General features: G+C 70.4%; 22 protein-coding genes. 14 read left to right on the forward strand and 8 right to left on the reverse strand.

All coding sequences use genetic code 11. The annotated features are described in order from the left end of the window. Nucleotides 1-4: 4 nt before the first annotated feature. Together recR and B043_RS0100355 are read right to left on the reverse strand one after the other, a co-directional pair. On the reverse strand, nt 5-589 hold the full coding sequence (gene recR, locus B043_RS0100350) for a recombination mediator RecR (protein WP_016328616.1): 585 nt from the start codon (nt 587-589) through the stop codon (nt 5-7). After that, nucleotides 590-907 (reverse strand): YbaB/EbfC family nucleoid-associated protein, encoded by a 318-nt coding sequence (locus B043_RS0100355; RefSeq protein ID WP_016328617.1) that lies wholly within the window; start codon nt 905-907, stop codon nt 590-592. A gap of 32 nt (nt 908-939) precedes the next feature. On the opposite strand from B043_RS0100355, the gene hemB reads away from it, so the two are divergent. After that, on the forward strand, nt 940-1,920 hold the full coding sequence (gene hemB, locus B043_RS0100360) for a porphobilinogen synthase (protein WP_018460513.1): 981 nt from the start codon (nt 940-942) through the stop codon (nt 1,918-1,920). Here hemB and B043_RS0100365 read toward each other — a convergent pair. Next, on the reverse strand, nt 1,917-3,110 hold the full coding sequence (locus tag B043_RS0100365) for an MFS transporter (protein ID WP_026234051.1): 1,194 nt from the start codon (nt 3,108-3,110) through the stop codon (nt 1,917-1,919). The two genes, hemB and B043_RS0100365, sit on opposite strands and share 4 nt — an antisense overlap. A gap of 23 nt (nt 3,111-3,133) precedes the next feature. Then, nucleotides 3,134-4,837, reverse strand: a complete 1,704-nt coding sequence (locus B043_RS0100370) for a hypothetical protein (protein WP_018460515.1) — start codon at nt 4,835-4,837, stop codon at nt 3,134-3,136. 23 nt (nt 4,838-4,860) lie between these two features. On the opposite strand from B043_RS0100370, the gene B043_RS0100375 reads away from it, so the two are divergent. The 10 genes from B043_RS0100375 to B043_RS0100420 are packed head-to-tail and all read left to right on the forward strand — an operon-like array spanning nt 4,861 to nt 16,499. Next, the gene (locus B043_RS0100375) at nt 4,861-5,616 is read left to right on the forward strand and encodes a PP2C family protein-serine/threonine phosphatase (protein WP_018460516.1); all 756 of its coding nucleotides are present in this window, start codon (nt 4,861-4,863) and stop codon (nt 5,614-5,616) included. Continuing rightward, nucleotides 5,616-7,583 (forward strand): protein kinase domain-containing protein, encoded by a 1,968-nt coding sequence (locus B043_RS0100380; RefSeq protein WP_018460517.1) that lies wholly within the window; start codon nt 5,616-5,618, stop codon nt 7,581-7,583. The genes B043_RS0100375 and B043_RS0100380 overlap by 1 nt, the downstream gene beginning before the upstream one ends. After that, a complete protein-coding gene (locus tag B043_RS0100385) occupies nt 7,580-8,230 on the forward strand; it encodes a response regulator transcription factor (RefSeq protein WP_026234052.1) in 651 nt (216 codons plus the stop codon). Before B043_RS0100380 ends, B043_RS0100385 begins: the two co-directional genes overlap by 4 nt. Then, nucleotides 8,199-9,503: a sensor histidine kinase gene (locus tag B043_RS0100390; protein ID WP_018460519.1), complete on the forward strand. Its 1,305-nt coding sequence runs from the start codon at nt 8,199-8,201 to the stop codon at nt 9,501-9,503. The genes B043_RS0100385 and B043_RS0100390 overlap by 32 nt, the downstream gene beginning before the upstream one ends. A gap of 23 nt (nt 9,504-9,526) precedes the next feature. Continuing rightward, nucleotides 9,527-10,099, forward strand: coding sequence for a hypothetical protein (locus B043_RS0100395; protein WP_018460520.1), 573 nt, complete (start codon nt 9,527-9,529; stop codon nt 10,097-10,099). Nucleotides 10,100-10,123: 24 nt separating this feature from the next. Beyond that, on the forward strand, nt 10,124-10,531 hold the full coding sequence (locus B043_RS0100400) for a hypothetical protein (protein ID WP_018460521.1): 408 nt from the start codon (nt 10,124-10,126) through the stop codon (nt 10,529-10,531). A 12-nt stretch (nt 10,532-10,543) separates the two neighbouring features. Beyond that, a complete protein-coding gene (locus tag B043_RS0100405; protein WP_018460522.1) occupies nt 10,544-12,760 on the forward strand; it encodes a PD-(D/E)XK nuclease family protein in 2,217 nt (738 codons plus the stop codon). After that, nucleotides 12,757-15,321 carry a UvrD-helicase domain-containing protein gene (locus tag B043_RS0100410; protein ID WP_018460523.1) on the forward strand — a complete coding sequence of 855 codons (2,565 nt, stop codon included), beginning with the start codon at nt 12,757-12,759 and terminating at the stop codon, nt 15,319-15,321. The genes B043_RS0100405 and B043_RS0100410 overlap by 4 nt, the downstream gene beginning before the upstream one ends. Then, the gene (locus tag B043_RS0100415) at nt 15,321-15,878 is read left to right on the forward strand and encodes a 5-formyltetrahydrofolate cyclo-ligase (RefSeq protein ID WP_018460524.1); all 558 of its coding nucleotides are present in this window, start codon (nt 15,321-15,323) and stop codon (nt 15,876-15,878) included. The genes B043_RS0100410 and B043_RS0100415 overlap by 1 nt, the downstream gene beginning before the upstream one ends. Nucleotides 15,879-15,887: 9 nt before the next feature. Next, entirely contained in the window at nt 15,888-16,499 is a 612-nt protein-coding gene (locus tag B043_RS0100420) for an HAD family hydrolase (RefSeq protein WP_018460525.1), read from the forward strand. Here B043_RS0100420 and B043_RS0100425 read toward each other — a convergent pair. Both B043_RS0100425 and B043_RS0100430 read right to left on the reverse strand, forming a co-directional pair. After that, nucleotides 16,496-17,023 carry a type I phosphoribosyltransferase gene (locus B043_RS0100425; RefSeq protein ID WP_016328631.1) on the reverse strand — a complete coding sequence of 176 codons (528 nt, stop codon included), beginning with the start codon at nt 17,021-17,023 and terminating at the stop codon, nt 16,496-16,498. The two genes, B043_RS0100420 and B043_RS0100425, sit on opposite strands and share 4 nt — an antisense overlap. 10 nt (nt 17,024-17,033) lie before the next feature. Next, the gene (locus B043_RS0100430) at nt 17,034-17,570 is read right to left on the reverse strand and encodes a phosphoribosyltransferase family protein (RefSeq protein WP_026234053.1); all 537 of its coding nucleotides are present in this window, start codon (nt 17,568-17,570) and stop codon (nt 17,034-17,036) included. A gap of 23 nt (nt 17,571-17,593) precedes the next feature. Here B043_RS0100430 and B043_RS0100435 point away from each other — a divergent pair, with 23 nt between their 5' ends. Then, nucleotides 17,594-18,022 carry a bifunctional nuclease family protein gene (locus tag B043_RS0100435; RefSeq protein ID WP_016328633.1) on the forward strand — a complete coding sequence of 143 codons (429 nt, stop codon included), beginning with the start codon at nt 17,594-17,596 and terminating at the stop codon, nt 18,020-18,022. Between the two features lie 3 nt (nt 18,023-18,025). Further along, nucleotides 18,026-18,784 (forward strand): metallophosphoesterase family protein, encoded by a 759-nt coding sequence (locus B043_RS0100440; protein ID WP_018460526.1) that lies wholly within the window; start codon nt 18,026-18,028, stop codon nt 18,782-18,784. Here the strand turns inward: B043_RS0100440 and B043_RS0100445 are convergent. Further along, a complete protein-coding gene (locus B043_RS0100445; protein WP_016328635.1) occupies nt 18,765-19,088 on the reverse strand; it encodes a histidine triad nucleotide-binding protein in 324 nt (107 codons plus the stop codon). The two genes, B043_RS0100440 and B043_RS0100445, sit on opposite strands and share 20 nt — an antisense overlap. A gap of 19 nt (nt 19,089-19,107) precedes the next feature. After that, nucleotides 19,108-20,412, reverse strand: a complete 1,305-nt coding sequence (locus tag B043_RS0100450; protein WP_018460527.1) for a MiaB/RimO family radical SAM methylthiotransferase — start codon at nt 20,410-20,412, stop codon at nt 19,108-19,110. 159 nt (nt 20,413-20,571) lie between these two features. Between B043_RS0100450 and B043_RS0100455 the strand changes: the two genes are divergently transcribed. Next, nucleotides 20,572-23,490 carry an adenosylcobalamin-dependent ribonucleoside-diphosphate reductase gene (locus B043_RS0100455; RefSeq protein WP_018460528.1) on the forward strand — a complete coding sequence of 973 codons (2,919 nt, stop codon included), beginning with the start codon at nt 20,572-20,574 and terminating at the stop codon, nt 23,488-23,490. Nucleotides 23,491-23,496: the final 6 nt, after the last annotated feature.

Consider the following 23,496-nt stretch of genomic DNA (forward strand, 5'->3'; position numbering starts at 1 on the left):
GGGCTTAGAGGGGCCTCCGCCCCTCCAGGGCCTTGCCCAGGGTGACCTCGTCCGCGTACTCCAGGCTCCCCCCCACGGGGAGGCCGTAGGCGGGTCGGCTCACCCTGACCCCCCGCTTCTTGAGCTCCTCCGCCAGGTAAAGGGCGGTGGCCTCCCCTTCCACGGTCATGGAGGTGGCCAGGACCACCTCCTCCACCCCCTGAAGCCGCCGGAAAAGCCCCTCCAGGTTCAGGGCCTGGGGGCCGATACCCTCTAGGGGGTTCAGAGCCCCCCCCAGGACGTGGTAAAGCCCCCGGAACTCCCCGCTCCGCTCCAGGGCGTAGAGGTCGGCCACGGTCTCCACCACGGCGATGGTCCTCCGGTCGCGGCCTTCGTCCTGGCAGATGGGGCAGAGCGCCCCTTCCGCCAGGTTGCCGCACGCCTGGCAGACCCCCAGGGCCTTAAGCCCCTCCAGGGCCTCCCTAAGCCCCTCCGCCTCCTCCTTGTGGAAGGCCAGGAAGAGGGCCAGCTTCTGGGCGGTCTTGGGGCCTACCCCGGGCAGGCGGGCCAGGGCGCGGGAAAGCTTGAGGAGGCTTTCGGGGTAGCGCATCTAGAAAAGCTTGCCCAAGGCCTGGCCCACCCCCCCAAGCTCCCGGGCCATCTCCTTTTCCGAAAGCTCGTGGGCCTTCTTCTGGGCGTCCTGGATGGCCACCAGGAGGAGGTCTTCCAGGCCTTCCGGGTCCTCGGCGAAGGCCTTCAGGGCCTCGGGCTTGACCCGCACCCGGAGGATCCGCCCGTGCCCGTTGGCGTCCACCTCTATAAGCCCCTGGGCCGAGCCCGTGACCACCATTCCCTCCAGCTTTTCCTGGATTTCCGCGGCCTTCTTCTGGGCCTTTTGCGCTTCCTTAAGGAGCTTCTGCAGGTTCATGCCTCGCCTCCTCCCGACAGTATAGTGGAGGCATGGAACGGCCGCGCCGCCTGCGCTCCCCCCTGCTTCGGCCCCTGGTGGCCGAGGTGGAGCTTTCCCCCAGGCACCTCATCCTGCCCCTTTTCGTGAAGGAGGAGGGGGAGAAGGAGCCCATCCCCTCCATGCCCGGGGTCTTCCGCTACCCCCTGAAGGAGCTATCCCAGGTGGCGGAGGAGGCCCTGAGGGCGGGCCTTGGGGGGGTGATCCTCTTCGGCGTCCTCCCCGAAAGCGCCAAGGACCCCTTGGGGCGGGGGGCCTACGCGGAGGACGGGGTGGTGCAACGGGCCCTAAGCCTCCTGAAGAAGGCCTTCCCCGAGCTCCTCCTCATCGCCGACACCTGCCTTTGCGAGTACACGGACCACGGGCACTGCGGGGTGGTGCGCCAAGGTCCCTTGGGGTTTTACGTGGACAACGACGCCACCTTAGAGCTCCTCGCCAAAACCGCCCTGGCCCAGGCCCAGGCCGGGGCGGACGTGGTGGCCCCCAGCGCCATGATGGACGGCCAGGTGCGGGCCATCCGCGAGGCGTTGGACCGGGGGGGATATACCCACGTCCCCATCCTCTCCTACGCGGTGAAGTACGCCTCCGCCTTCTATGGGCCTTTCCGGGAGGCCGCCGCCAGCGCCCCCCAGTTCGGGGACCGCTCCGGGTACCAGATGGACCCCCGGGCGGGCCTCTGGGACGCCCTGCGGGAGGCCCATCTGGACGACCTCGAGGGGGCCGACCTCCTCATGGTGAAGCCGGCTTTGCCCTATCTGGACGTGCTCTTCGCCCTTAAGGGCCGCCTGGCCAAGCCCCTTTTCGCCTACCAGGTCTCCGGGGAGTACGCCATGCTCAAGGCCGCGGCCCTTTCGGGGTACCTGGAGGAGCGCCGGGCCGTTTTGGAAACCCTCTACGCCCTCCGCCGCGCGGGGGCGCAGGGCATCCTCACCTACTACGCCCTCGAGGCCGCCCGCTGGCTAGGGGAGGGCTAGGCCCCGGCCTTCTTGGGCGCGGGGATGCCCCCCGTGAGGAGGGTGTAGAGGGCGGCCAGGCTCACCATGGCCCCCGCCAGGAGGAAGACCTTGGGGGCCCCGATCTGGCCTTCCAAGGCCCCGCCCAGCATGGTGCCGGTGAGGACCGCCCCGTTCATCACCGCGCTGAAGGCGGCGAAGATCCGGCCCCGCATCTCCTGGGGGGTGTTGAGCTGGAGGATGGAGCGGGCGGGGACGATGAAGGCGATGTTCGTAAGCCCCCCCAGGAAGAAGGCCACGAGCACCCAGAAGAAGACGGGGAAGACCCCCACCGAGGCCTCGAGGAGGCCAAAGGTGAGGAGGCCGTAGAGGAAGACCCGTTCGCGGGGCATCCGTTGGGTGAGCCAGGGGACCACCAGGGTGCCTAAGATGGCCCCCAGGGCCATGGCCGCCTCCATGGCCCCAAACCCCGCCGCCCCCACCCCCAGCCACTTGAGGGCCAGGACCACCCCCAAAGCGGTCTCCACCGAGCCGAAGGCCGCGGCCATGAAGAGGGTGCCCACGGCGCGGCGGATGGCGGGGTGGCGCGCCAGGTGGCCTAGGCCCTCCTTCACCCGGGCGAAGAAGGGGAGGGCGGGCTTGGCCTTGGGCCTCAAAGGGGGGAGGCCCAGGAGGATGGCCCCCGAGAGGAGGTAGGTGAGGGCATCCAGATAGAAGGCGAAGGCCGGCCCCACCAGGGCCACCAGCGCCCCCGCGGCCCCCACGAAGAGCACCTCGGAGAGCCTTTCCGCAAGGAGGACCAGCCCGTTGGCCTCGTCCACCTCCTCTTCCGGGACCAGATCCGGGAGGGCGGCGTTTTGGATGGGGTCGTGGAGGTCCCGGAGAAGCTCGATGAGGAAGACCAAGAGGAGGAGAAAGGGGAGGCTCTTGGCGCCCAAAAGGGGGATGAGGGCCACCAGGGGGGCCCTTAGGAGGTCGGACCAGACGAGAAGGGTCTTCCGGTCCTGGGTGTCGGCCCAGGCGGAGAGGAGAGGGGAGAAGACCACCGTCCCAAGAAGCTGCACCCCCAGGGTGAGGGAGACCCAGAGGGCGTTTTCCGTGAGGAGGTAGACCAGGACCAGGAGGGCCACCCGGTGGACCTTGCTCCCCGCCTGGGAAACCAGATAGGCCAGAATCAAACGAAAGAAGGCGGGATGCCGTAACGCTTTCATATTCCCGCCCAGTATAGCAGACCTTAGGGCAGGACCAGGTACGCCACCCGCCGCCCTTCCCGGGCGAGGACCAAGGTGCCCTCCCCGGTGCGGTAGACCAGGAGGTCGGCCACTTTTCTGGGAACCTCCGCCGCCTGGCCCACGTAGACCGCGTCCTCCTTCAGCCTGAGGGAAAGCACGGTCTGGCCCACCCGGAGGGCCTGGGGCTCGGGGGTGAGGGCCAGGAGGTGGACCTCCCCGCCCAGGGTCTCCCGGGTGGGGGGACGGCGGCCCAGGTAGTCCTTGAGCGCGCCCGCCAGGGCCTCCGCCTCGCCCTTAAGCCCCAAAGCCTCCCCCACCTCCAGGAGGAAGGGGGCGGGGTCCTGGGGCCCGAGCCGCTTGAGGGTGAGCTCAAGCCCTTTTCGGGCGAAGTCCTGCAGGGCCTCGGGGGGGGCCTGGCGGTACTTCTCGGCCAGGGCGGGGCCGAAGGCCTCCGGGCGGAACTCCCCCTTGAGCCGGGCGGAAAGGGCCCTTAGGAGGCGGAGGTGGGCGTAGTCCCTCTCCGGGTCTAGGAGGAGGGCCAAAACCCGCCCCTCGGAGAGGAGCTCGTAGAGCCGGAGGCCGCTTCGGGCCTCGAGCCGAAGGTGGACCACCTCCCCCTCCCGCACCGCAAAGACCTCGAGGTCCTCAAAGGGGAGGAGGAGGGTGTCCTCCAGGACCCGGTCCTCCCCCCCAAGCCCCAGGTGCCAGGCCCCTTCCGCCTGGGCCAGGGTGAGGACCAAAGGCCCGATCTGGACGCGCCCCGGGCGGAGGGGGAGGGTGGCCAGGTTCTCCTCCACCACCCCCACTTCCGGCACCCGGGGCCAGGGGGTGTCCCCCTGGGGGGTGGGGAGGAGGGCGAGGAGGGCTAGGACCTTTTCCATGGCCACCCGGAAACGCCCCCTTTCCTCTTCCAAGAGGAGTTCCCTTCGCCTTTCCTCCTGGGCTTCCCGCCTAAGGCGCTCCTCCAGGCGGGCGATCTCGGCCTCCGTGGCCCCCAGGTGCCGGGCCTCCTCCAGGGCCCTTCTGAGGGCCAGGAGGTCCCGCTTGGGGGGGAGGCCGTAGGCCCCGTCCCACTCCAGGATGCGCATGAGGAAGCGGCGGAGGTAGGGCCGGGTTTCCTCTGGGGGGAGGGGGAGGTGCTGGGGGAGGTGGAGGGCGGTTTCCAGAAACTCCAGGAGGAGGGCCTCGGCCACCTTGGGGTCGTCCAGGTCCACCAGGGTGTCGGAAAGGGAGGGGATGGGGTGGGTGGGGGCAAAGCGGGAGAGGTTGAAGTCCCGCTTGAACTCGGGTTTTTCCTTGTATTCCAGGAAGTTCTGCAGGAAAGCGTGGACGAGCCGAAGCTCCTCCCGCCTTCCCGCGAGGAGCTCCTTGGCCCGCACCCGGACTTCGCGCTCCGTGAGGAGCCGCCACACCTTGAGGGCCAGGGCCTTCAGGGGGCTTTCCTCCCCCTTGGGGGGCTCCAGGGGCACGGCCTCCAGGGTGGGGAGCTCCGGGGGAGGAGGCGGGGCCGCCTCCCTCTGGCGCAGGGCCCGGTAGCGGGCGTCCGCCTGGCGGAAGCGCTTGGCCAAGGGCCCTGGAAGGCGGGCCTGGGCCAGGAAGGCGCGGAGCTTCAACAAGGCCCCCTTCCCCCCCTTGGGGGTGCGGCCTGAGAGGAGGTCCTCCACCCGGTACTCGTAGAGGTCCACCAGGTCGGCGAGGTGCTCCACCCTTTCATCCTATAATGGGCCTGATGCGCCTTGCGCCCCGCCTGGTCCTGGCCGCGGTGTCCCACGTGGGCCGTCGGCAGAACAACGAGGACTTCCACCGCATCCTGCGCTACGAGGTGCCCCCGGGGAACCTCCTCCTCCTGGCGGTGGCCGACGGGATGGGGGGCCTCGAGGCCGGGGAGTGGGCCAGCAAGGTGGCCATAGAGGCCCTAAGCGAGGCGGTGAAGGCCTACGCGGAGCACCTGAAAAGCGGCCGGCCTGCGGTGGGCCTGGACCGGGTGATGGAGAAGGCCTTCCTCCTGGCCCAGCGCCGGGTGGAGAAGGAGGCCGCGGCCAAGGGGCGGGGGGGGATGGGCACCACCCTCACCGCCTTCCTCTACGCGGACTGGCTGAAGGAAGGGGTGGTGGGCCACATCGGGGATTCCCGGGCCTACCTCTTCACCCCAAAGGGGCTGAAGCGCCTCACGGAGGACCACTCCTGGGTGGCGGAGCGGCTTAAGGAAGGGGTCCTGACCCCCACGGAGGCGGAGCGCCACCCCTACCGCCACGTCCTCACCCGGGCCCTGGGGCTTCCCGAGGCCCGGTTTGACCTCATCCCCGTGCGCCTCATGCCGGGGGAGGGGGTGGTGCTGGCCACGGACGGCCTTTACGGTCTGGTGCCCGAGGCGGAGTGGCGGCTGGGCCGGGACCTGCAGGCGGGCCTCGAGGCCCTCCTCTCGGAGGCCCTGCGCCGCGGCGGCGACGACAACATCACCGCCGTGGCCCTGAGGGTGGAGTGATGCACCTCCTTTTGGCCTTTCTCCTCGTCCTCCTCACCGCCGCCTTGGCGGTGCGCCTCCCCCCCTTCCCCCTCTTCCTCCTCCTCTCCCTCCTTTCCGGGGGGGCCTGGGTCCTGGGGGCGAGGCTCGAGGCCCTCCTCCCCGCCCTGGCCCTTCCTTTGGGCTTCCTCCTCGCCCCCCGCCTTCTCCTCCCCCGGAGGAGGCGGACCAAGGCCAAGGCCAAATCCCCCCGCCGGGAAAAGCGGCCCACGGGCGCGTCCGAGGAGACCCAGCCCCTTTCGGAGCGCTACGAGATCCTGGAGAAGGTGGGGATCGGGGGGATGGCCACGGTCTACAAGGCCAAGGACAGGAAGACCGGCCGCCTGGTGGCCCTCAAGGTTCCCCAGGAGCGCTTCGTGGGCGATCCCCGCTTCGTGCGCCGCTTCCACCGGGAGGCGGAGGTTCTGGCCCGCATGGACCACCCCAACATCGTCAAGGTCTACGACCACGGCCAGCTGGACGGGGTGCACTACATCGCCATGGAGTTCCTGGAGGGGGAGGGGCTGGACAAGCTCATTGAGGAACGGCGCCTCACCCTCCGCCAGGCCGCGGCCATCCTGGCCCGGGTGGCGGACGCCCTAAAGCACATCCACGCCCAGGGCATCGTCCACCGGGACATCAAGCCGGGAAACATCATGGTCCTGAAGGGGGCCCTCAAGGAGGACGGGGTGGACCCCCGGGGGGTCCGGCTCATGGACTTCGGCATCGCCGCGGGCAAGGTCCTGACCCGGCTCACCATCACCGGGGCCCGCATCGGCACCCCCGTCTACATGAGCCCGGAGCAGGCCAAGGGGCAGAAGCTGGACCACCGTTCGGACATCTACTCCCTGGGCATCGTCCTCTACGAGGCCCTCACCGGCCAGCCCCCCTTCACCGGGGGGTACGAGACGGTGATCCACCAGCAGATCTTCCAGATGCCCACCCCCCCCAAGCAGCTCCGCCCGGAGATCCCCCAGGGCCTTTCCGACCTGGTCCTCAGGATGCTGGAGAAAGACCCCGCCAAAAGGCCCCCTCTGGAGGAGGTCATCGCCCTCCTGGAGGGCCCCTGGGAGGAGGAGAAGGGCCTGCCCCAGCCCCACTACCTCCTGGTGGCCGTGGAGGCCAAGAAGGGCACGGTGCGCCTCCTGAGCCTCGAGGGCACCCCGGCCCGGATGCTCTCCGGCATCGGCTCCGCCCCCGGCCACTTCTCCGCCCCGCCCCTGGCGGTGGCCGCGGACGGGGAGGGCGGGATCTGGGTGGCGGTCTTTGAGCACGGCTCCAAGCTCCTCCACCGCTTCTCCCCCGAGGGGAAGCTCCTCCTCTCCGCGGGGCCCTACGGGATGAAGCCCGGGGAGCTCCTCTTCCCCGTGGGGCTGGCCTTTGCCGGAGGGAGCCTTTTCGTGCTGGACGGGGAGACGGCCACCATCACCCGCTTCGCCCAGGACGGCACCTACCTGGCCCGCTTCGGGGGGCAGGGGCCGGGGCGGGGCACCTTCCAAGACCCCAAGGCCCTGGTGGCCACCCGGGAGCACCTCTTCGTCCTGGACTACGGCAACCGGCAGGTGCAGCGCCTCACCTTAGAGGGCCAGTACCTCTCCCGCTACGCCTTCCGCAAGGGCCGGGAGAGCCAGGAGCTGAGGCTCCTCGGGGGGGTGGGGGCGGAGGGGGAGAGGCTCTACCTCGCGGACCTCGAGGCCCAGAAGATCCGCGTTCTAGACCTCTCGGGCACGCTCCTCTTCTCCTACGACCTCCCCCGGGAGGAAGGGGAGGACCCCATGGCCCTGGTGGACCTCCTCCCCTGGCAGGGGGTGCTCTACCTGGCCCGCAGGGGGGGGCAGAGGATCCACCGCCTGGCCCTGCCCAAAGGGGAGCCCCTGCCCCCCCTTCCCGTCTACGCCCCCCTTAGGGGCCTCGCCCTCTTCCAGACGGGGGTTTTGGCCAAGGCATGAGGGTGCTGGTGGTGGAGGACGACCCTGGGGTGCGGGAGGCCCTCCTCCTGGGCCTCGGCCTGGAGGGCCACGAGGTGCGGGCCACGGAACACCCCCAGGAGGCCCTGGACCTCCTCCCCTGGGCGGAGGTGGTGGTTTTGGACATCCTCCTCCCGGAAGGGGACGGGTTTGGCCTCCTGAAGGAGATCCGCTCCCGCTCCTCCGTGCCCGTGCTCATGCTCACCGCCCTGGACGCGGTGGAGTGGCGGGTGAAGGGCCTGAAGGAGGGGGCGGACGACTACCTGGTGAAGCCCTACAGCCTGGCGGAGCTCCTCGCCCGCCTCGAGGCCCTCCACCGCCGCGCGGGGCGGAGGGAGGAGGTCTTGGCCTACGCCGACCTCCGCCTCTACCCCAAGCGGATGGAGGCCTACCGGGGGGAGAGGCGCCTCGCCCTTTCCCCCAAGGCCTTCCTCCTTCTGAAGGCCTTCCTGGAGGCCCCGGGGGAGGTCCTCTCCAAGGAGGCCCTCATGCTCAAGGTCTGGGGGGAGGAGGTGGAGCCCGCCACCCTCGAGGTCCACCTCTCCCAGCTCCGGAAGGCCCTGGGGGAACCGAACCCCATCCAGACGGTGCGCGGCTATGGCTACCGGCTTCAGGACCCTACGGGCTAGGCTCCTCCTTCTCCTCCTCCTCTCCCTCCTCCTCCTGGCCTTTCCCCTGGCCCTCCTCACCGCCAAGGAGGCGGAAAAGGCGGCCAGCGAGGACCTGAGGCGGGCCCTTCTCGCCCGCCTTTTCCTCCTCAAGGAGGAGGGCCCCGGGGAGGAGGAGGCCCTTCTCGCGGAGCTCCTCCGCCTGGCCCAGACCTTTGGGGGCGGGGTGGGGTTCGTGGTGGGGGAGGGGGTGCGCTACACCGACCTAAGCCCCCCGCCCCTCCCCGAGGCCCTGTTCCAAGCCTTGGGGGAAGGGCGGCCCTACCAGGGGGTGCACGCGGGGGGCGTGGCCGTGGCCCTGCCCCGGGGGGAGGGGGGGTTCGGCCTCTGGGTGCCCCTGGAGGGGGTGGCGGGGCTTGGGCGGAGGCTCCTCCTCCTTTGGGCCACCTGGGGGGGCGGGGTGCTCCTCCTGGTCTTCCTCCTCGGGGTTTTGGGCCTGCGCCTGGCCCTAAGGCCCCTGGAGGGGCTGGCCCGGGAGCTTGCCCGCCGCTCCCCTCAGGACCTAAGCCCCCTCCCGCCTCCAGGGATAGAGGAGCTCCGCCCCGTGGTGGAGGCCCTAAACCGCCTCTTCCGGGAGGCGGACCGGCTCCTAAAGGAGCTTTCCGAGAAGGAGGCCCTTTCCCGGCGCTTCGCCCAGCACGCCTCCCACGAGCTCCGCACCCCCTTAGCCGCCCTCAAGGGGCACCTGGAGATCCTGAGGCGCCACCCCGGCGAGCCCCGGGCCCTGGAGGGGGCCTTAAGGGCGCTGGAGCGGATGGAAGGGGTGCTGGGGGGCCTTTTGCGCCTGGTGCGCCTCGAGGCCACCCCCCCCAGGCGGGTGCCCCTGGACCTCCGGGCCTTCCTGGAGGGCTTCGGCCTGGAGGTGGAGGGGGAGGGGCGGGCCTTCGCGGACCCCGACCTCCTGGCCCTGGCGGTGGAGAACGTCCTGGAAAACGCCCGCCGCCACGGGGCCCTGCCGGTGCGGGCCTTTTTGGAGGAGGACGAGGGAGGGGTTTGGATCCGCCTCCTAGACTCCGGCCCGGGGTTTCCCGAACCCCTTCTCCCCCAGGCCTTCCAGCCCTTCGCCCACGGGGGGCGGGGGACGGGGCTCGGCCTCGCCCTGGTGGCCGCGGTGGCCCGGGCCCACGGGGGGCGGGCGGTGGCGGAGAACCGGGGTGGGGCCCTGGTGGGCCTCCACCTGCCTTTAGGTTCGCTTAAGGAGGCCCCCGGTGCGCCCTTTGGGGAGGTGGGCTAGCCTGGGGCCTGGAGGTGATGGGAATGCGGAACGCGTTAGCCGCGCTTCTCCTACTGGCGGGCCTGGCCGTGGCCCAAGGGACGGGCGTGGACTACCGGCAGGCGGCCCTTGCGGCGGGGCTCCTCGCCCGGCTCCAGACCGTGGAAAAGAGCGTCCAAGGGGAGGAGAAGCTCCTCACCTGGGCCAAGACGCTAAAGGGGCGGGCGGAGCAGGCCTACGCCCAGGGGGCCCACTTCAAGGCGGCCCGGGAGGCCCAGGCGGCCCTCCTCCTCTTCCGGGCGGCTTCCGCTCCTACGGAGGCCCAGAAGGCTCAGGTGGGCCGGGGCCCCAAGGGCCGGTGGGACCACCGGGGCCTGGGCTTTAGGGATGGGCGCTTCCGGATGCACCGCTTCCCCCAGGCCCCCGCGCCGGGGATGAGGGGCGGGCCCGCCCTGGTGGACCGGGCGGAGAAGGAGCTGGCCTACTACCGGGGCCAAGACCCCCTGGTGAAGGACCTCATCGCCGAGGCCAAGGCTAGGCTGGAGAAGGAGCCCGTGAAAGCGGCCCTCCTGGCCCGGGCGGCCTTGGCCCTCATCTCCGCCGAGCGCGGGTTCTAGGAGGGTAGGGGAGGGGGAAGGGTCATGCGCGCTTGGGCCTTCCTCCTCCCCTTCCTCCTCTTGGCCCCCCCGGCCTTCGGCCAGGGGCCTGGCGAGGTCCTCGCCCGCTGCGCCCTGCTCCTTAAGGGCCTCGAGGTCCAGGCCCTCTACCGGGAGGAGGGAGTAACCCTGGCCCTCCTGGGCCGGGGGCGGCCCTACCTCCTCCTGGCCCTGGAGGGGGGCCGGCCCCTGCCCTACGCGGGCCCCTTGCGGGGGCGGCCCCTGGGCCGGAGGCCCCTCCCCTTCCTCCCCGAGCTCACCCTGGCCCGGCGGGTCCTCCTCCTGGAGGGGGAGTACCGCTGTTTGGTCCTCCACCGGGGCCGGGTGGTGGGGGTGTTGCGCCTGGACCCCTCCCTGGAGCCCATTCCCTTAGAGCCCCCTCCTGGCCCTTAAGATGGGGCCTATATGGAGCCCGGGCTCTATGCGGTGGAGGGCCCCCCTGCCTCGGGGAAGACGGAGCTGGCCCTGGCCTGGGCCAGGGAGGTCCTCAAGGCCCGGGGCCGGGTCTACTGGGTGGGCCTGCCCCACCAGCGCGCCCATGTGTTCGGGAGGCTGGGGAGGGAAGCCCTCCTCGGCCTGGAGTTCCTCTCCTTTCAGGCCCTGTACTACCGCCTCCTGGCGGAAGGGGTGGGGCTGAGGCCCCTCCTCCCGGGGGCGGGCCGGGTGGCCCTGGTGGGGGAGGCCCTGAAGGAGGTCCATGGGGCCGCCCCCGCCCCCGGGGAGGCCCGGCTCTTCGCCCGGGCCATCGCCGAGCTCAAGCGCTTCGGCCTTGGGCCCTTGGGCCTCCCCAAGGAGGGGGAGGCGGGGCGGCTTAGGCGGGTCTTCCTCCGCTACGAAGGGCTCAAGCGGGGCCTTTGGGACTACGACGACTTCCGCCACCGGGCCCTAAGGGCCCCCTTGCGCCTTTTCCCCAAGCCCCACCTGGTGGTGGTGGACGGCTTCCGGGAGGTGGGGCCTTTGGACCTCCTCTTCCTGAAGCGCTTGAGCCGGAAGTTCCCCGTCCTCCTCACCGCGGTGCGCCTGCCCGAGGACCTGCCCCGCTACCAGGTCCTCCCCAAAAGGGAGGTGAGGGCCGAGGTCTGGGCCCTGCCCAACCCCGTGGAGGAGACCCGCCACCTCCTAAGGGCCCTCAAGCGGGCCCTGGCCCCCCGGGAACTTGGAGGGGAGGGGCTTGACCCCTTTGAGGTCCTGGTGGTGGCCCCCGAGGAGCGCATCCCCGGCCTTCTCCTCCTCAAGGAGGAGTACGGCCTTCCCCTCTTTGACGGGCGCGAAGCGGCCCTTTCCGCCCTGGAGGGAGGGGAAAGGCTCCTCGCCCTCTTAAACCCCCACCCCACGGGGGCCGACCTCCTCCTCCTGGGGTTTGAGGCCCTGGGAAGGAAGGCCCTTAGGCTCGGCCTGGTGGGCCTTCCCGCCCTGGAGAAGCTCGCCGGGGAGGAGGGGCTTGAGGGGGAGTTCCGGGCCTTTCTGGATCTTTTGCCCAAAGGCAGGCTGGGGTGGGCGGGCTATTTGGAGTGGGCGGAAGGGGTTTTGGACCGGCTCGGGGTGGCCCATAAGCCCCTCTTTCTGGAAAGGCTCCGCATGGCCCTCCGGGTGAGCCCGGAAGATCCCCTTCCCTGGTGGCGGAGCCTCCTCCTGGACGAGACCCTGCCCCCCTCCCCCGTCCGGGGGGTGGCGGTGGTGCCCCCTCTAAGGGCCCTGGGGGTGCGGGCCCGGCGGGCCTACCTCCTGGAGTGGGTGGAGGGGCGCTACACCCTGGGGGAGCGGGAGGACTACTTCTTTCTGGAAGAGCTCCGGGCGGAGGGGTTTGACCCCTACCGCCTCCCCAAGCGCCTAAGGGGCCTGGACCCCCTTTTCCGGGAGGAGATGGCGGGCCGGGGGGAGGAGGTCTACCTCCTCTACCCGGAAGCGGGGCTTGGGGGCGGGTACCTCCCCATCCTTCAAGGGGAAAGGCCCGAGCCCCTGCCCCCCGCAAGCCGCCTCGAGGCCCTCCCCGAGGTCCCTTTCACCCCCCCTCCCCCTAGGGCCAAGGGCCCGCCCCGGCACCTGGAGCTCCTTAAGGGCCTCAAGGACTGCCCCTTCCGGGCCTACCTCCTCCACCTGGGCCTGGGGCAAAGAGACGGCGCCTTGGGCTGGCACCTCCTGCCCCGTGAGCTGGAGCCCCTCCTCGCCCACCCGGAGGTGGGCCCCTGGCTGGAGCGGCACCGGGGTTTGTGGGAGGCCTTGCGCTTCTGGGAGTATTGGAGGGTGCAGGATGGCCTCATCCTGCGCCTGGATGCGGTTCGGCGGGAGGGGAAGAGGGTGCGCCTCTACCGCCTCCTGCCCCCGGGGGAGGCCAGGCTGGAGCCGGACCGCTGGACGGAGTGGTACGCCGTGGGGAGCCTCCTGGCCTCGGGCGTGGAGGAGGTGGAGGTCTGGCTTTGGCCCTGGCTGGGGGAGCCTAGGCTCTACGCCAAGCCTTTCCGCAAAGGCCCGGACGGTAGGGTTCCAAACCAAGCCCGGGAGGCCCGCCAGGAGGCCCTTAAGGCGTACCAGGAATGGCTCGCGCAGCCCCTCCTCCCCCGGCCGGGTTCGGCCTGCTTCGGCTGCGCCTTCGGCGACGTCTGCCGGAAGGAGGCGGGATGAGGCTTTACGTGGCTTCCGCGGGCACGGGCAAGACGGAAACCCTCATGGGGGAGCTCAAGGCCCTCCTGGAAGGGGGGGTGCCCTTAAGGCGGGTGGCCGCGGTCTCCTTCACCCGCAAAAGCGCGGAGGAGCTCCGCTTGAGGGTGCGGAGGCTTTTGGAGGCGCACCGGGAGGCTTTCTGGGCTAGGGAGGCCTTGAGGGAGGTGCACGGGGCCCTCTTCACCACCCTCCACGGGTTCATGGCCGAGGCCCTGCGCCACACCGCCCCCTTCCTGGGCCTGGACCCGGACTTCAGGGTGATGGACGGCTTCCTGGCCCAGGCCCTCTTCCTGGAGGAGGCCCGAAGCCTCCTCTTCCTGGAGGGCCACCCGGAGGCCCCGGAGCTCCTGGAGCTTCTAGAGGCGCTTTACGAGAAGCGCTCCCTGGCGGAGGCCTTCACCCCCCTTCCGGGGGCGGAGGGCCTCCTCGCCCTTTACGAACGGGTCCTGGCCCGCTACCGCGCCCGCACCCAGGAGGTCTTGGGGCCGGGGGACCTCGAGGCCAAGGCCCTCCTCCTCCTGCGCCACCCGGAGGCCCTTGGGCGGGTGGCGGAGCGCTTTTCCCACCTCCTGGTGGACGAGTTCCAAGACGTAAACCCCCTTCAGGGCCGCTTCCTCCGCGCCCTGGAGGAGGCGGGGGTGCGGGTGGTGGCCGTGGGGGACCCCAAGCAGTCCATCTACCTCTTCCGGAACGCCCGGGTGGAGGTCTTCCTAAGGGCCAGGGCGGCCGCGGAGGAGGTGCGCGCCCTAAGCCGCACCCACCGCCACGCAAAGCAGGTGGTAGAGCTCCTCAACCGCTTCACCGCTCGCTTTTTCCGGGCCGAGGAGGGGAACCGGGTGGAGGGGGTGCGGGAGGCGGAGGGCCGGGTGGAGGTGCACTGGGTTTTGGGGAAGCTGGAGGAGGCCCGAAGGGCAGAGGCCCGGCTCCTGGCCCAGCGGCTTCTCGCCCTGAGGGCGGAGGGGATCCCCTTCGGGGAGATGGCGGTGCTGGTGAGGGCCCGCACCAGCCTCCCCCCCCTGGAAAAGGCCCTTAGGGCGGCGGGGGTCCCCTTCGTGCGGGGGCGGGGGCAGAGCTTCTTCGCCCGGCCCGAGGTGCGGGACCTCTACCACGCCCTCCGCCTGGCCCTGGCGGAAAGGCCCTACGCCCTGGAGGACCGGCTTTCCCTCCTGGCTTTCCTCAGAAGCCCCTTCCTGGGCCTGGACCTTTCCGAGCTGGAAGAGGCCCTCCGGGCGGAAGACCCCTGGCCCCTCCTGCCCAAGGGGGTGCAGGAGGCCCTGGAGGGGCTAAGGGCCCTGGCCCCCCTTCCCCCTTTGGAGGCCCTAAGGCGCCTGGCCCGGGACGAGGGCTTTTTGCGGCGGATCTCCAGACGGGCCCGGGCCAACCTGGACACCCTGCTCCTCCTGGCCGCGGGGGCGCGCTTCCCCACCCTGGAGGACCTCCTCCTGTGGCTCGCGCTTCGGGCCAAGGACCCGGAGTCCGTGGAGCTCCCCGAGGGCGGAGGGGGGGTGACCCTCCTCACGGTCCACGGGGCCAAGGGCCTGGAGTGGCCGGTGGTGGCCCTGTACGACGTGAGCCGGGGCCCTTCCGAAAGGCCGCCCCCCCTCCTGGTGGACGAAGAGGGCCGGGTGGCCCTGAAGGGCACCGAGGCCTACCGGGCCCTCCTGAAGGAGGCGGAAAGGGCGGAAAGGGAGGAGGCCCTGAGGCTCCTCTACGTGGCCCTCTCCCGGGCCCGGGACCTCCTCCTCATCACGGGGAGCACCAGCCAGCGGCCAGGCCCTTGGGCAGAGGCCTTGCAGGCGCTCGGCCTGGGCCCGGACGCCCAAGACCCCTGGGTGGAGACCCACCCCCTGGAGGCCATCCCCCCCCTGCCCCCCATCCCCCAAGCCCCCCAGGACCCCCGCCCCGCCCCCTACACCCCCTGGCGGGGGGAGCCCAGGGCCCGCCCCCTGGTCTACTCCCCTTCCGCCCACCTCAAGGCGGGGGCCGAGCCCCTGGAGGTCTTAGGCGAGGGCGAGGCCCTTCCCGAATGGGCCCGGGCGGTGGGCACCCTGGTGCACTACGCCATCGCCCGCCACCTGGACCCCGAGGACGAAGGGGCCATGGGGGGCCTCCTCCGCCAGGAGGTGGCCTTGGCCTTTGGGGAAGGGGAGCGGGAGGCCCTTCTGGAGGAGGTGCGGGCCCTCCTCCGGGCCTACCGGAGCCTTCTTTCTGGGGCCCTTCCCCCTTTGGAGGCGCGGGCGGAGGACCACGCGGAGCTTCCCCTCCTCCTCCCCCATAAGGGCACGGTCTGGTACGGGGTGCTGGACCGGCTCTACCGGGTGGGGGACCGCTGGTACCTGGACGACTACAAGACGGACCAAAAGGTGCGCCCCGAGGCCTACCGCTTCCAGCTGGCCCTGTACCGGAAGGCGGTCCTCGAGGCCTGGGGGGTGGAGGCGGAGGCCCGGCTGGTCTACCTCCGGCACCGCCAGGTGGTCCCCCTAAGCCCGGCGGAACTGGAGGCCGCCCTGGAGGGGCTCTGATGGATAAGGCCGCCCTGCGCAAGGAGGCCCGGGCCCGCTGGCGCACCCTGGACCGGAAGGCCCTTTCGGAAGGGGTGCTGGAAGGCCTCCTCCCCTGGCTTCGGGAGAGGGGCTTTAGGGACATCCTCCTCTACCACCCCTTGCCCCACGAGCTCGACCTCCTCCCCCTCCTGGAGCGCTACCCCGCCCGCTACTACCTGCCCAAGGTGGCGGGGAAGGGCCTCACCGTGCACCCTTTTGGCCCCCTGGCCCCGGGGCCCTTTGGCCTCCTGGAGCCCACCACCCCTCCGGTGGACCCAAGGGTCCTGGACCTGGTGGTGGTGCCGGGCCTGGCCTTTGACCGCCGGGGGTACCGGCTGGGCCACGGCCAGGGCTACTACGACCGCTTCCTGAAAGAGGTCCAGGCCCCTACCCTGGGGGTGATCCCCGAGGCCCTCCTCTTCCCCCGGCTTACCCAAGACCCCTGGGACCAGCGGGTGGACTTCCTGGCCACGGAGAAGGGGGTGTTCCCCACCCTGGGGTCGGATGACGGGGGAGGGGAGGGCGGGGGCTGGTAGACTTGGGCCATGCGGGGAGCCCTTTTGGACCGGGACGGGGTCCTCCTCCTTTTGGACGAGGAGGCCCTGTACCGGAAAGCCCTGGAGCTTGGGGCCTACGGGGCGGGGAAGGAGCGGGCCCTGGCCCTCCTGGCCCGGGTGGTGCGGCGGGTAAACGAGGCGGTGCGCACCCTTTCCGTGCGCACCCTGGAGGAGGAAGAGGCCCTCTTCCAAACGCTGGCCGAGGAGGTGGCCCGGGAGCTCCGCGCCCCCCTTTCCAAGCTCAGGGGGCTCCGCTACTACCATTTCATGCGCCCTGCCCCGGGGGCTTTGGACCTCCTACAGTCCCTGAAGGCCCGGGGCCTTAAGGTGGGCGTGCTCTCCAACACCCTGCCGAGCCTGAAGGAAAGCCTGGTCCACCACGGCCTGGGGGAGTACGTGGACCGCTTCTACGCCTCCTGCGCCCTGGGGCTGGCCAAGCCCGACCCCAAGGCCTTCCTCCTGGCCCTTCAGGACCTGGCCCTGCCTCCCCCGGAAGTCCTTTACCTGGACGACGATCCGGAGAACGTGCGGGTGGCCCGGACCCTGGGCCTGAGGGCCGAGGTCTACGTCCCCGGCCAGCCCATGTCGCTGGGAGGCTAGAGCACGGGGAGGTCGGCCACCGCGGCCACCTCGAGGCCCGGCGTCCCCTGCCGGAAGGCGGCCAGCCGCCCCACCACCCGGCCCCCCGCCCTCAGGACCATCTTCTCCATGGCCCGCATGGTTTCCCCGCTGGAGACCACGTCGGAGACCAGGGTCACCCTCTGGTTGAGGAGCTTCTCCGCGAAGCGGCGGTCCAGCCACAGCACCTCCCCCACGCCCAGGGTGAGGGTTTCCACCTCCTGGATGATGGGGTCTTCCATGTAGGGCCGCCGCCGCCTCCGGGCCACCACGTAGGGGAGGCCCAGGCTCTCCGCCAGCACGTGGGTGAGGGGGATGGGGCTGGTCTCGGTGGTGAAGAGGACCTCCGTCTCCTTGGGCACCAGGGGCTTCAGGGCCTCCGCGGCCGCCCGCACGAGCTCGGGATCCCCCAAGAATTCCACCAGGGGGATCCGCCGCCCCGGCAGGGGCTCGATGAGGGGCACGTGCCGGGTCACGCCGCCGATGCTGATGGGGTAGGTTTCCATAAAGGACCTCCTATTCCGGCTTGAAAAGGGGCAGGTGGCCCAGGGCGATCACGTCCTGGCGGGGCGTCCCCTCGGTGAAGACGGCCAGCACCGCCACCACCTCCCCCCCCACGCTCTCAATGAGCTCCCTGAGGCCCGCCAGGGTGGAGCCGGTGGAGACCACATCGTCCACGATGGCCACCTTCCTCCCCCGGATGAGGGGCACGTCGGCCCCGTCCAGCACCAAAAGCTGGGGTTTGCCCGTGGTGATGGAGAGGACCTGGCGGCTTACGGGGTTGATCATGTAGGGCTTTTCCGTCTTGCGGGCCACCACGTAGGGCTTGCCCGTGATGCGGGAAAGGGCGTGGGCCAGGGGGACGGCCTTGACCTCGGGGGTGACCAGGACGTCCACCTCTTGGGGCAGGCGCTGGGCCAGGGCCTCGGCCGCGGCCTCGGTGAGCTCGGTGTCGCCCAGGAGGTTGAGGAGGGCCACGGCCACGTCCGGCCCCACCTGGACGATGGGAAGTTCGCGCCGAACCCCGGCGATCTCCACAGGGTAAGTCCTCACGCCGCCCAGTCTATACTGAGGGTATGCTGAACGCCAAGATTGAAACCCTGGGCGTGGACCCCCAGAACGGTAGCGTGGTGGTCCTGCTCAGGACAGAGACCGACAAGCTTCTGCCCATCGTGATCGGTCCTTTGGAGGCCCACCACATCGTGGTGGCCCTCCAGGGTGAAAAACCTCCCCGCCCCCTCACCCCCGACCTCCTGCTTTCGGTGATGGACATGCTCCAGGCCCGGCTGAAGCGGGTGGAGATCGTGGACCTCCGCGAGGGCACCTTCTACGCCCGGCTCATCCTCGAGCACCGGGGGATTGAGCTGGAGGTGGACGCCCGGCCCTCGGACGCCATGGCCCTGGCCCTGCGGGCGAACGCCCCCATCCTGGTGGCGGAGGAGGTGGTGGAGAAGGCGGGGGTGGAGGAGGCCAGCCTCAAGCCCCACGGGGCCGCGGAAGCCTAGGCCTTGCGGTTTTTCCTCCTCGCCCTTTTCCTCCTACCCCAGGCCTTGGCCTTCCGCCTGGCCTTCCTGGGGGATTTCGGCGCCCCTACCCCCGGAAGGGCCCAGGTGGCGGCGGCCCTCAGGGCCTACCACGCCGCCCATCCCCTGGCGGCCCTCTTCACTCTGGGGGACAACTTCTACCCCCGGGGAGAGGTGGTGGAGGCCTACCTGAAGGACCTCCCCCCGGTGCCCCTCCACCCCGCCTTCGGCAACCACGACGCGCCCCACCTAAAGGACCAGCTCCGCCGCTTTCAACGGGAACGGCCCTACTACCGGGTGGGCTTTCCCGGCCTTGCGGTCTACGTCCTGTACAGCGAAGGGACGCTCGTCCAGCAGAGGGCCTGGCTGGAGGCCGAGCTTTCCCGGGAGAAGGCCCCCTTGCGCCTTCTCCTCCTCCACCGCCCCCTTTACTCCTCCGGCCTCCACGGGGGGAGCCCCACCCTGCGGGCCCTCTTTGAGCCCCTCCTCCTGGCCCATGGGGTGCCCCTGGTCCTTGCGGGCCACGACCACCACTACGAGCGCCTCGAGGCCAAAGGGGTGACCCACGTGGTCTCCGGCGGGGGCGGGGCCTGGCTCCGGGCGCCCCTGCGGCCCTTGGCCTACAGCCGGGTCCGGGCCACGGCCCACCACTTCCTGGTCCTGGAGGTGGTGGGCGGGGGCTTCCGCCTCACGGCGTGGGGGGCGGACCTAAAGCCCCTGGATGTCAGCGGGGCCAGCCCATGACGTGCACGTGCACGTGGAAGACCTCCTGCCCGCCCTCTTCCCCCACGTGCACCGTGAGCTTGTAGCCCGGCAAGCCCAGGCTCCGGGCCACCCGGTTGGCGGTGCGGAAAAGGGCCCCTAGGGCCTTTTCCCCCTCTTCCGTGTCCGGGTAGTCCGAGAGCTTTTCCACGTGGGCCTTGGGCACCACCAGCACGTGGACCGGGGCCTTGGGGCGGATGTCGTGGAAGGCCACGAAGGCCTCGTCCTCGTAGACCATCCGCGCCGGGGCCTCCTTCCTCACGATGCGGCAGAAGATGCAGTCCATGGTCCCATTCTAAGCGCCCCTACAGGACCGGGAGGGCCAGGGGGGCCTCCTCCTTCACCCCCACCACCGCGCCCAGGAGGGTGTACCCCTCCACCCCCTCCACCCGGGCCAGGACCGTGGCCCCGGGGCGGGCGGGCCCCGTCAGGCGGGCCTCGTAGTAGTCCGGGGTGTGCCCCAGGGCCACCCCCCCTTGCACCCGCTCCACCAGGACCTCCACCTCCCCCCCCAGCTTGGGCCGGACCCTCTCTTCCGCCAGGCGCTGGGCCAGGGCGATGAGCTCCTTGGTGCGGCGCTTCCGGATCTCCACGGGCACCTGGGGCATGGAGGCGGCCCGGGTCTTGGGGCGGGGGGTGTAGGTGAAGGCGTGGACCCGGCTTGGGCGGAGCTCTTCCAGGAAGGCCAGGGTTTCCCGGTGCTCCTCCTCCGTTTCCGTGGGCAGGCCCGCGATGACGTCCGTGGTGAGGGCGAAGCCGGGGATGAGGGCGTAGGCCCTCTCCACCAGGGCCCGGTAGTAGGCCTTGTCGTACCGGCGGCCCATGAGCCTAAGGAGCCGGTCCGAGCCCGTCTGCAGGGAGAGGTGGAGGTGGGGGCGGACGGCGGGGGCGTACTTGGCCATGACCCTTAGGAGGTCCTCCCCGGTGTCCTCGGGCTCAATGGAGGAAAGCCTGACCTTGGCCCCCAGGTGGTGGAGGTCCTCCACCAGGCCCGCAAGGCCTCTCGGGTGGCCCCGGTAGCTCCCAAGCCGCACCCCCGTGAGGACGATCTCCCGGATGCCCATCCGGAGGAGGGCTTCCGCCTCGGCCAGGGCCTCCCTATAGTCCCGGTGCCGCTCCTTGCCCCTAAGCCTGGGGATGATGCAGTAAGCGCAGCCCGCCTGGCAGCCGTCTTGGACCTTGAGGAAGGCCCGCACCCGGCTATTCAAAAGGCCCCGTTCCCCGGCACCCCAGAACTCGTTGGGGGGGGTGGTGATGGGGTCCGAGGGGAGGCCGAAGCGCTCCAGGATCACCTTGGGCAGCTCCGCCTTGCGGGCGTTGGGCACCACCGCATCGGCCCCGAGCTCCGCCAGGGCCTCTCCGGAAAGCTCCGCGTAGCACCCCGTGACCACGATGAAGGCCTCCGGGTTCAGGCGCCGGGCCCTGCGGATCTCCTTGCGGGCGTCGGCCTCCGCGGTGGTGGTCACCGCGCAGGTGTTGATGACCACGAGGTCGGCCCCGCCGGCCTCGAGGGGCACCACCTCGGGCTCTAGGGCCTTCAGGAAGCCCAAAAGGGCCTCGGTCTCCACTTGGTTGACCTTGCACCCTAGGGTGCGGAAGGCGGCGCGCATCCTTCCTATTCTTCAGGGAAGGCGGGGGCTCGTCAATCGCAAGGGGCGCATTGTAAGGCCCCCCACTTGCCATTCCCCACCAAGAAGTTGTAGTATCCGGTGCGTTAGCCCCAAGATGTGGGGTAAGGCCCCAAGGGGCGGGGAGCCTTTGGAGGATTTATGGAAAGGTATTTCTTTGACGAGCACGCCCAGGCTATCGCCAAGCGCCAGTACCTGCAAGAGGGGGATGGGGATATCCTCGGGATGTTCCGCCGGGTGGCCCGGGAGATGGCTAAGGTGGAGGCCCCCGAGGTGCGGGCCTACTGGGAGGAGAAGTTCTACGAGCTGATGGCCTCCAAGCGCTTCTCCCCTGGTGGGCGGATCCTGGCCGGGGCGGGCACGGCCCACGGCAACCTCCTGAACTGCTTCGTCCAGGGGGCCACCGACCACAGGCCGGAGACCTTTGAGGGCATCATGGAGGTGGCCAAAAAGCTCGCCCTGGTCACCAAGGTGGGCGGGGGAAATGGGGTCAACCTGGACCCCTACGTGGCCCGGCGGGAGCGGAAGGCCTTGCGCCGCTTCGTCCAGGGGGTGGCCTACCTGAGGGCGGACCACAAGGATGCCCGGGACTTCGTCCTAGGCCTTATGCGCCCCCCCACGAACCCCGAGGGGGAGAAGGAGAAGGTAACCCTCAAGAACTTCGTGCGGGTCCTCTACGGCGAGCCCGATCCCGAACTCCTCCGCCTCGCTAAGGAGAACGGGGTGAGGGTGGTGGAGGCCCCGCCGGAGGGGGCCCTTTCGGTTCCCGACGACATGGGGGGGATCGTGGAAAAGGCTGCGGAGGCCGCGCGCCTGGCCCGGGAGGGCCTCACCCCCCACGTGGACTTCTCCCTCCTCCGGCCCGAAGGGGCCCCCATCAAGGGCTCGGGGGGCACCAGCTCCGGCCCGGTGAGCTTCCTGGTGGAGCTCTTTGACAACTTCCTGGAATGGGCCTCCTTGGGGGCAGAGGAGGCGGGGCCGGTGGCCACGCTGCGCTACGTCTACGCGCCCGTGCTCCGCGTGGTGAGGCAAGGGGGTACCCGCCGGGGGGCTGGGATGGCCACGCTCTCCGTGGACCACCAGGATGTCCTGGACTTCCTCACCGCCAAGGACCTGGACCGGGAGAAGGCGGAAGGGGACATCTCCACCTTCAACATCTCCATCCTGGCCACGGACCGCTTCATGGAGGCGGTGGAGCGGGATGAGCTCTGGCCGGTCCACCCCAAGGAGATCCCCGGCAAGTACTACCCCTACCCCCTGGAAGGCCCCTACACGGGGGCCTTGCCGGAGCTTCCCGAACGGGAGGACGGGGCCAAGGCGGTGCCGGTCTACGAAGGGGGGGTTCCCGCCCGCTGGCTCTTCCGGGAGATCGCCTGGCACGCCTGGGCCACGGGGGAGCCGGGGCTCATCTTCATCGACCGGGTGAACGCCCTCTCGGCGGTGAATGGGCTTGGGCCGGATTTCCAGATCCGTTCCACAAACCCCTGTGGGGAGATCCCCTTGACGGTGGGCGAGCCCTGCGACCTGGGGGCCCTGAACCTGGCGGCCTACGTGGAGGGTGGGCGGTTCAACGTGGAGGAGTTCAGGAAGGACGTGCGCACCGCGGTGCGCTTCCTGGATAACGTCCTGGACGTGAACCGCTTCGCCCTCCCCGACAACGAGGCCAAGGCCAAGGCCCTCCGCCGCCTGGGCCTGGGGGTGATGGGCCTGGCGGATGCCCTCATCAAGATGGGCCTGCCCTACGATTCCGAGGAGGCCAGGGAAAAGGTCTACGAGATCATCTCCGTCATGCGGGACGAGGCTCTGGCCGCCTCCGAGGAGCTGGCAGAGGAGAGGGGCCCCTTCCCCGTCTACCTGGAGAACGAGGCCTTCTTCCGGGCAAAGGGCATCCCGCCCCGGCGCAACGTGGCCCTCCTCACCGTGGCCCCCACCGGCACCACCAGCATGCTCATGGGGGTGTCCTCGGGGGTGGAGCCCGTGTTCAGCCCCTTCATCTGGCGGAGGATCGGGGCGGAGTACAAGCCCCTTCTCCACCCCCTCTTCGTGGAGCTCATGGAGGCCTACCCCCCCGCGCCGGGCTTCGGAAAGGACGGGGGTTGGGACTGGGAGAGGGTGATCGAGGAGATCCAAAAGGACGGGCACGGCTCCGTGCAGAACCTCCCCTTCGTTCCCGAGCCCATCCGAAAGGTCTTCCGGTGCGCCCACGACATCTCCCCCCTGGACCACGTGCGCATGCAGGGGGTGGTCCAGCGGGCCTTTGACGAGCGGGGCTTTGCGGGGAACTCCATCTCCAAGACCATCAACCTGCCCAACCAGGCCACGGTGGACGACGTGCTTTCGGCCTACCTCGAGGCCTACCGCACGGGGTGCAAGGGCATCACCGTCTACCGGGACGGGAGCCGGGAGTTCCAGGTGCTCACGGTGAAGAAGGCGGAGAGGGCCGAAGAGCCGGAAGGCTACCTTGCAGAGCCTAAGGAAGAGGTGGTCCAAGCCCAGGCCACCCCTCCCCGCGACCCCTCGAGGCCCCTCTACGAGCGGCCGGGGCGTCTCCTCGGCTTCACGGACATGGTCAAGCTCCTCACCCCGGAGGGGACCAAGCGGAGCTTCCTCATCACGGTGAACGTCCTGGAGGGTAAGCCCATTGAGGTCATCCTCACCTCGGGCAAGGCGGGGGACGAGGCCAACGCCGACAGCGAGGCCCTGGGCCGGGTGGTGTCCATCGCCCTCCAGTACGGGGTGCCCCCGGAGGCCCTGGTGCGCACCCTGAGGGGCATCAACGGGGGGCTTTACGGCACCTACCAGGGGCGGCTCGTCTCCAGCAAGGCGGACCTCATCGCCGTGGCCCTGGAGACCCTGCCCAAGGATCTGAAAGGGGCTTCCTTGGGCCAGCCCGTGGAAGGCCCGGCCCTCTCGGGTGGGGGCCTGGTGACGGGCGAACCCTTTGCGCCAACCCTCCTTCTGGAGGGGGCTTCTTCCTGCCCCGTTTGCGGGGAAAAGGCCCTGGTGCGGGAAGAGGGGTGCTGGACCTGTAAGGCCTGCGGGTACTCCAAGTGCGGCTAGCCCTTA

The sequence above is a fragment of the Thermus oshimai DSM 12092 genome, from assembly GCF_000373145.1.
GTDB lineage: Bacteria > Deinococcota > Deinococci > Deinococcales > Thermaceae > Thermus > Thermus oshimai.

What these genes read in the sequence shown, in the direction of transcription:
- recR (WP_016328616.1), bottom strand. Translation starts at nt 589, where the DNA reads ATGCGCTACCCCGAAAGCCTCCTCAAGCTTTCCCGCGCCCTGGCCCGC.
- B043_RS0100355 (WP_016328617.1), bottom strand. Translation starts at nt 907, where the DNA reads ATGAACCTGCAGAAGCTCCTTAAGGAAGCGCAAAAGGCCCAGAAGAAG.
- hemB (WP_018460513.1), top strand. Translation starts at nt 940, where the DNA reads ATGGAACGGCCGCGCCGCCTGCGCTCCCCCCTGCTTCGGCCCCTGGTG.
- B043_RS0100365 (WP_026234051.1), bottom strand. Translation starts at nt 3,110, where the DNA reads ATGAAAGCGTTACGGCATCCCGCCTTCTTTCGTTTGATTCTGGCCTAT.
- B043_RS0100375 (WP_018460516.1), top strand. Translation starts at nt 4,861, where the DNA reads ATGCGCCTTGCGCCCCGCCTGGTCCTGGCCGCGGTGTCCCACGTGGGC.
- B043_RS0100380 (WP_018460517.1), top strand. Translation starts at nt 5,616, where the DNA reads ATGCACCTCCTTTTGGCCTTTCTCCTCGTCCTCCTCACCGCCGCCTTG.
- B043_RS0100385 (WP_026234052.1), top strand. Translation starts at nt 7,580, where the DNA reads ATGAGGGTGCTGGTGGTGGAGGACGACCCTGGGGTGCGGGAGGCCCTC.
- B043_RS0100390 (WP_018460519.1), top strand. Translation starts at nt 8,199, where the DNA reads ATGGCTACCGGCTTCAGGACCCTACGGGCTAGGCTCCTCCTTCTCCTC.
- B043_RS0100395 (WP_018460520.1), top strand. Translation starts at nt 9,527, where the DNA reads ATGCGGAACGCGTTAGCCGCGCTTCTCCTACTGGCGGGCCTGGCCGTG.
- B043_RS0100400 (WP_018460521.1), top strand. Translation starts at nt 10,124, where the DNA reads ATGCGCGCTTGGGCCTTCCTCCTCCCCTTCCTCCTCTTGGCCCCCCCG.
- B043_RS0100405 (WP_018460522.1), top strand. Translation starts at nt 10,544, where the DNA reads ATGGAGCCCGGGCTCTATGCGGTGGAGGGCCCCCCTGCCTCGGGGAAG.
- B043_RS0100410 (WP_018460523.1), top strand. Translation starts at nt 12,757, where the DNA reads ATGAGGCTTTACGTGGCTTCCGCGGGCACGGGCAAGACGGAAACCCTC.
- B043_RS0100415 (WP_018460524.1), top strand. Translation starts at nt 15,321, where the DNA reads ATGGATAAGGCCGCCCTGCGCAAGGAGGCCCGGGCCCGCTGGCGCACC.
- B043_RS0100420 (WP_018460525.1), top strand. Translation starts at nt 15,888, where the DNA reads ATGCGGGGAGCCCTTTTGGACCGGGACGGGGTCCTCCTCCTTTTGGAC.
- B043_RS0100425 (WP_016328631.1), bottom strand. Translation starts at nt 17,023, where the DNA reads ATGGAAACCTACCCCATCAGCATCGGCGGCGTGACCCGGCACGTGCCC.
- B043_RS0100435 (WP_016328633.1), top strand. Translation starts at nt 17,594, where the DNA reads ATGCTGAACGCCAAGATTGAAACCCTGGGCGTGGACCCCCAGAACGGT.
- B043_RS0100445 (WP_016328635.1), bottom strand. Translation starts at nt 19,088, where the DNA reads ATGGACTGCATCTTCTGCCGCATCGTGAGGAAGGAGGCCCCGGCGCGG.
- B043_RS0100450 (WP_018460527.1), bottom strand. Translation starts at nt 20,412, where the DNA reads ATGCGCGCCGCCTTCCGCACCCTAGGGTGCAAGGTCAACCAAGTGGAG.
- B043_RS0100455 (WP_018460528.1), top strand. Translation starts at nt 20,572, where the DNA reads ATGGAAAGGTATTTCTTTGACGAGCACGCCCAGGCTATCGCCAAGCGC.